General features: G+C 65.0%; 5 protein-coding genes. 1 reads left to right on the top strand and 4 read right to left on the bottom strand.

What is annotated here, in order from left to right; translation table 11 throughout:
- From ACESMT_RS04375 to ACESMT_RS04365, 3 genes are all read right to left on the bottom strand, one after another.
- A partial coding sequence (locus ACESMT_RS04375) for an HAD family hydrolase (RefSeq protein ID WP_372825351.1) occupies window positions 1-581 on the bottom strand: 581 nt, incomplete at its 3' end.
- Window positions 582-658: 77 nt separating this feature from the next.
- A complete protein-coding gene (locus ACESMT_RS04370; protein ID WP_372825350.1) occupies window positions 659-1,084 on the bottom strand; it encodes a YchJ family protein in 426 nt (141 codons plus the stop codon).
- Between the two features lie 5 nt (window positions 1,085-1,089).
- Window positions 1,090-1,506: a rhodanese-like domain-containing protein gene (locus tag ACESMT_RS04365; protein WP_372825349.1), complete on the bottom strand. Its 417-nt coding sequence runs from the start codon at window positions 1,504-1,506 to the stop codon at window positions 1,090-1,092.
- Window positions 1,507-1,626: 120 nt separating this feature from the next.
- Here ACESMT_RS04365 and ACESMT_RS04360 point away from each other — a divergent pair, with 120 nt between their 5' ends.
- Window positions 1,627-3,537 carry an SLC13 family permease gene (locus ACESMT_RS04360; protein WP_372825348.1) on the top strand — a complete coding sequence of 637 codons (1,911 nt, stop codon included), beginning with the start codon at window positions 1,627-1,629 and terminating at the stop codon, window positions 3,535-3,537.
- Window positions 3,538-3,694: 157 nt separating this feature from the next.
- On the opposite strand, the gene ACESMT_RS04355 is transcribed toward ACESMT_RS04360, so the two are convergent.
- The gene (locus tag ACESMT_RS04355; protein ID WP_372825347.1) at window positions 3,695-4,783 is read right to left on the bottom strand and encodes an acyl-CoA dehydrogenase family protein; all 1,089 of its coding nucleotides are present in this window, start codon (window positions 4,781-4,783) and stop codon (window positions 3,695-3,697) included.
- Window positions 4,784-4,785: the final 2 nt, after the last annotated feature.

Raw genomic sequence — 4,785 nt, 5'->3', positions numbered from 1 at the left:
TGCCCGGCCTCCGCCGGGCTGTAGCCAAACACCGTCGCCCCGGCAGCCACACCAGCCATGACGCCGGGTACGGTGTCTTCGACCACCGCGCAGCGGGTCGGGTCAACACCCAGCGCGGCGGCAGCGGCCAGGTACACATCGGGCGCGGGTTTGGAGCGCGGCATCTCGTGGCCGCTGAAAATGCGGTCCTTGAAGTAGGGCATGAGCCCGCATTTTTCGAGCTGCAGCTCAACCTTGAAGCGGTCAGCGCCGGACGCGCAGGCAATGCGGCCCGCATACAGCGCGTGGATCTGCGCCACCGCTTCAAGCGCGCCGCGAATCGGCAGCAGGCCTTCGACCAGCCCCTCGTTGCGGCGACCGCGAAACTCAGCCATCCACGCCTCGGTCAAGGGGCGGCCAGTTTTTTCTTCAATAAGGGCGGCCTCGTCCCTGACAGCCTTGCCGATGAACAGGCGCATGCATTCGGCGCTGCTGAGCGACCAGCCGGCTTCTTCCAGCATGTCGCGCAACACGCCATTGGTGATGGGCTCGCTGTCCACCAGCACGCCATCACAGTCAAACAACACGGCATCGAAGGTCACGAAAGAATCCTTTTACTACTGATTTGATAGCTGCTTGCGACCGCTGTATAAGGGCTAGAGGCCGATTTTATGCTTAATCACAGCGCATCGCCGTCCACATAGTACCAACGGCTGGCCTCCCGCACGAAGCGGCTGCGCTCATGCAGGCGCACGGCCGGGTTGCCCGGGCTTTTCTGCCGGGCGACGAATTCGACTTCGGCGTGGGTGGCGTCCAGCAGCCGGTGATGACGCAGCTCCAGGCCCAGCCATTTCACCCCGGGGTCGAACTCGATGGCCGATGGCCGGTGACTGGTCTGCCAGGTGGCGAGCAGGTAGTCGGCGCGTTCAAGCACAAAGCCGGTGTAGCGCGAGCGCATCAGGCTTTCGGCGTCTGGCGCGGGTGTGGTCTCGAAGTGATCCAGAAAACAGTCGCAGCAACTTGTAAACCCCAGCGGTTTGCCGGACGGGCTGCTGCGGCCACAGGGGCAGGCTTGCGAAGGTGACAGAGGCGGCATGGGCGGCATCAAGCTCAGCCGCTGCTTTTTGCCTTGCGCTGCTCCAGCGTTTCGACAGGCGCGCCCTGCTTGACCCATTCGGCATACCCGCCGTCAATATGCGCCACATTGGTCATGCCCATGTCCTGCAGCGTCCGGGCCGCCAGCGCGCTGCGCCAGCCTGCACCGCAAAACAGGATGAACTCCCGGCCTTCGTCGGCAAACACGGGCTTGTGGTACGGCGAGGCGGGGTCCACCCAGAACTCCAGCATGCCTCTGGGCGCGAGGAAACTGCCGACCACGGTGCCGGCGCTCACTTCACGCGGGTCGCGGATGTCAACAATCTGCACCTGGGGGTCATGCAGTCTGGCCTGCACTTCGGCCACAGAATAGGTGGTGACCTGGGCCATGGCCTCGTCAACGAGCGCGCGAAATCCTTTGGTGATGGGCATGAAATACTCCTGTGACATCGATTATCGGCGTCTTGCCCATGCGCAGACGCCGCGCAACAAGCGGGTACATTGACACATGCTCTCACCCGCCCACCTCATGCCACCCCACAAGGCTTCTTCATGACGCCCGACCAGATCACCGTGTTGCTCATCCTTGGCATGGTCGTCGGCCTGTTCCTGTGGGGCAAGTGGCGGCACGACCTCGTGGCCGTCAGCGCCCTGGTGGCCTGCGTCTGGTCGGGACTGGTGACGCCCGAGGAGGCGTTCAGCGGTTTTGGCCACCCGGCCGTGATCACGGTGGCCTGCATGCTGATCATGAGCAAAGCGCTGCAGGTCTCGGGCGCCGTCGAGGTGCTGGCCCGCTACGCCATACCGGCCAAGGGGGGGCAGGTACTCAGCCTGACCGCCTTGATGGGCGTGGGCGCGCTGCTGTCAGGCTTCATGAATAACGTGGGGGCCATGGCGCTGCTGATGCCGATCGCGCTCAAGGTGGCCACGCGTCTGTCCATCCCGCCGGGGCGGATGTTGATGCCGCTGGCCTTCGGCACCATCCTCGGCGGCATGACGACCCTGATCGGCACACCGCCCAACCTCATTGTTGCGGGGTTCCGGGCCGGCATGGCCGACGGCAGGGGCTCGTTCGCGATGTTCGACTTCGCGGCCATCGGGGTGCCCGTGGCCGTTCTGGGCGTGGTGTTTATCGCGCTGGTGGGTTGGCGACTTGTGCCCAAGCGCCAGGCAGAGGGCCTGGAGGGCTTCGACACCGGGGCCTACCTGACCGAGGCCCGGATTCTTGAAGGTGGCGCGTCGGAGGGCAAGACGCTCACCGAGGTGGAGAAGGTGCTGGAAGACGCCGGTGCGCAGGTGGTCGGCCTGGTGCGCAACGAGATGCGGATCAGCGCGCCCAGCCCGTACCGGACGCTGCGCGCCAGCGACATTCTGGTCATCGAAGCGGGCGCGGACACCTTGTCCACGCTGCTGTCGACCCTCGGAATGAAGCTGGAGGAATCGGGAAGCCCCGCCGACCGGGAGGAGGAAAAGAAAGAAGCCACCGGGGCGCCAACGGCCCGCGAGCCGGAGACCCTGAAGGAGGCGGCCGGGAAGGACAAGGACAAGGACAAGGACAAGGACAAGGACAAGGAAAAAGAAGACGAGAAGCCGCGCGGCGACGCTGCGGAAATCGTTCTGGTCGAACTGGTCGTGCTGCCAGGCCCCATCCTGTCGGGGCGCTCCGCAAGCGACATGTCGCTGCGCACCCGTTATGGCCTGAACCTGCTGGCCGTGTCCCGACAGGGCAACCGCTCTGTCGAACGGTTGCGCTCGATGGAATGGCAGCCAGGCGACATCCTGCTGCTGCAGGGTCCGCCTGGCGCCATCGCCGAGTTCGCCAGCGACACTGGCTGCGTGCCCCTGGCCGCGCGCGACCTGCTGATACCGAACAAGCGCAAGGCGATCCAGGCCTCGCTGATCATGCTGGCGGCCGTGGCCGCCGCCGCCCTGGGACTGATGCCTGCGTCCATCGCTTTTCTGGCTGGCGCGCTGTTCACGCTGTTGCTGCGCGCTTTGCCCTTGCGCCATCTGTACGACGCCATCGACTGGCCGGTCATCATCCTGCTGGGTGCCCTCTTCCCGCTTGCCAACGCCATGCAGTCCACCGGCGCGGCCGACCTGATCGCCCGGGGCCTGATGGAATCGGTCGCCCAGGGCAATGCGGTGCTGGCGCTGGCGCTGGTGCTGCTGGTGACGATGTTCCTGTCGGACCTGATGAACAACGCAGCCACCGCCGCAGTGATGTGCCCGGTCGCCATCGGTAGCGCTGCGGCACTGGGCGTCAACGCTGATCCGTTCCTGATGGCCGTGGCCATCGGCGCCTCGTGCGCTTTTCTGACACCGATCGGGCATCAGAACAACACCATGATCCTGGGGCCGGGCGGCTTCCGGTTTGGCGACTACTGGAAGCTGGGGCTGCCGCTGGAGGTGCTGGTGGTGGCGGTCAGCTTGCCGCTGCTGCTTGTCGTCTGGCCGCTCTAATCCGACCAGGACACCCGGTCAGGTTGACGGCTTGCAAGGCATCGGAAGCATCCGCCCTTCAAGCAGGGGCCGCGGGCCCGGCTTTGCCGGCCCGCAGGCGCCGCCCCCTGCAAAGGGGGGAGGAGGCTACACGCAGTGAGCCTCAACGGGGGTGAGCTTAAAGTCCTCGCTGAATGATGATTTTTTGCACATCCGATGTGCCTTCGTAAATCTGGCAGACCCGCACGTCGCGGTAAATGCGCTCTACCGGAAAGTCACTGACGTAGCCGTAACCGCCCAGGGTCTGGATGGCGGCGCTGCACACTTGCTCGGCCATTTCGCTGGCAAACAGTTTGGCCATGGCGGCTTCTTTCAGGCAGGGCTGGCCAGCGTCGCGCAGGCTGGCGGCATGCCAGATCAGCTGGCGCGCGGCTTCCAGCTGGGTCGCGCAGTCGGCCAGCCGGAAACCCACCGCCTGGTGATTGAAGATAGCGGTGCCGAAACTCTGGCGCTCCTTGGCATAGTTCACGGCAAACTCGAAAGCACTGCGCGCCATGCCGACACTTTGCGCGGCGATGCCGATGCGCCCACCTTCGAGCGCGCCCAGGGCGATTTTGTAGCCTTCGCCTTCTGCGCCTATCAGGTTCTCGGCGGGGATGCGGCAGTTGTCAAAGTTGATCTGGGCCGTGTCGCTGGAGTTCTGGCCGAGCTTGTCTTCGAGCCGCGCGACCACGTAGCCGGGTGCGTCGGTCGGCACCATGAAGGCACTCATGCCTTTTTTGCTGGCGCCCTTGTCGGTGACGGCAATCACCACGGCAGCGTGGCCATTCTTGCCGCTGGTGATGAACTGCTTGACACCGTTGATGACATAGCTGTCGCCCTCTTTCACCGCGGTGGTGCGCAGTGATGACGCGTCGCTGCCCACATGCGGCTCGGTCAGGCAGAACACGCCCAGCATCTCCCCCTGGGCCAGCGGCATGAGCCACTGCTTTTTCTGCGCGGCACTGCCATAACGCATCAGGATGGCGTTGACCGGGCAGTTGGTGACGCTGATGGCGGTACTGGTACCGCCGTCGCCGGCGGCGATTTCTTCAATCACCAGCGCCAGTGTCAGGTAGTCGAGGTTGGCGCCGCCAAACTCTTCAGGCACGCAGATGCCGTAAGCGCCCAGCGCGGCCAGGCCCTGGTGGGCCTCGGCCGGAAAGTGGCGCTCCCGGTCCCAGCGCGCGGCGTGGGGCCAGAGTTCGGTCTGCGAGAAGTCGCGCATAG

This window comes from Polaromonas sp. (assembly GCF_041689105.1).
Taxonomy (GTDB): domain Bacteria; phylum Pseudomonadota; class Gammaproteobacteria; order Burkholderiales; family Burkholderiaceae_C; genus Polaromonas.
This window is presented reverse-complemented; position numbering and strand designations above follow the sequence as displayed.

Coding starts and splice junctions, on each gene's coding strand:
- ACESMT_RS04370 (WP_372825350.1), bottom strand. CDS start 1,084: ATGCCGCCCATGCCGCCTCTGTCACCTTCGCAAGCCTGCCCCTGTGGC.
- ACESMT_RS04365 (WP_372825349.1), bottom strand. CDS start 1,506: ATGCCCATCACCAAAGGATTTCGCGCGCTCGTTGACGAGGCCATGGCC.
- ACESMT_RS04360 (WP_372825348.1), top strand. CDS start 1,627: ATGACGCCCGACCAGATCACCGTGTTGCTCATCCTTGGCATGGTCGTC.
- ACESMT_RS04355 (WP_372825347.1), bottom strand. CDS start 4,783: ATGCGCGACTTCTCGCAGACCGAACTCTGGCCCCACGCCGCGCGCTGG.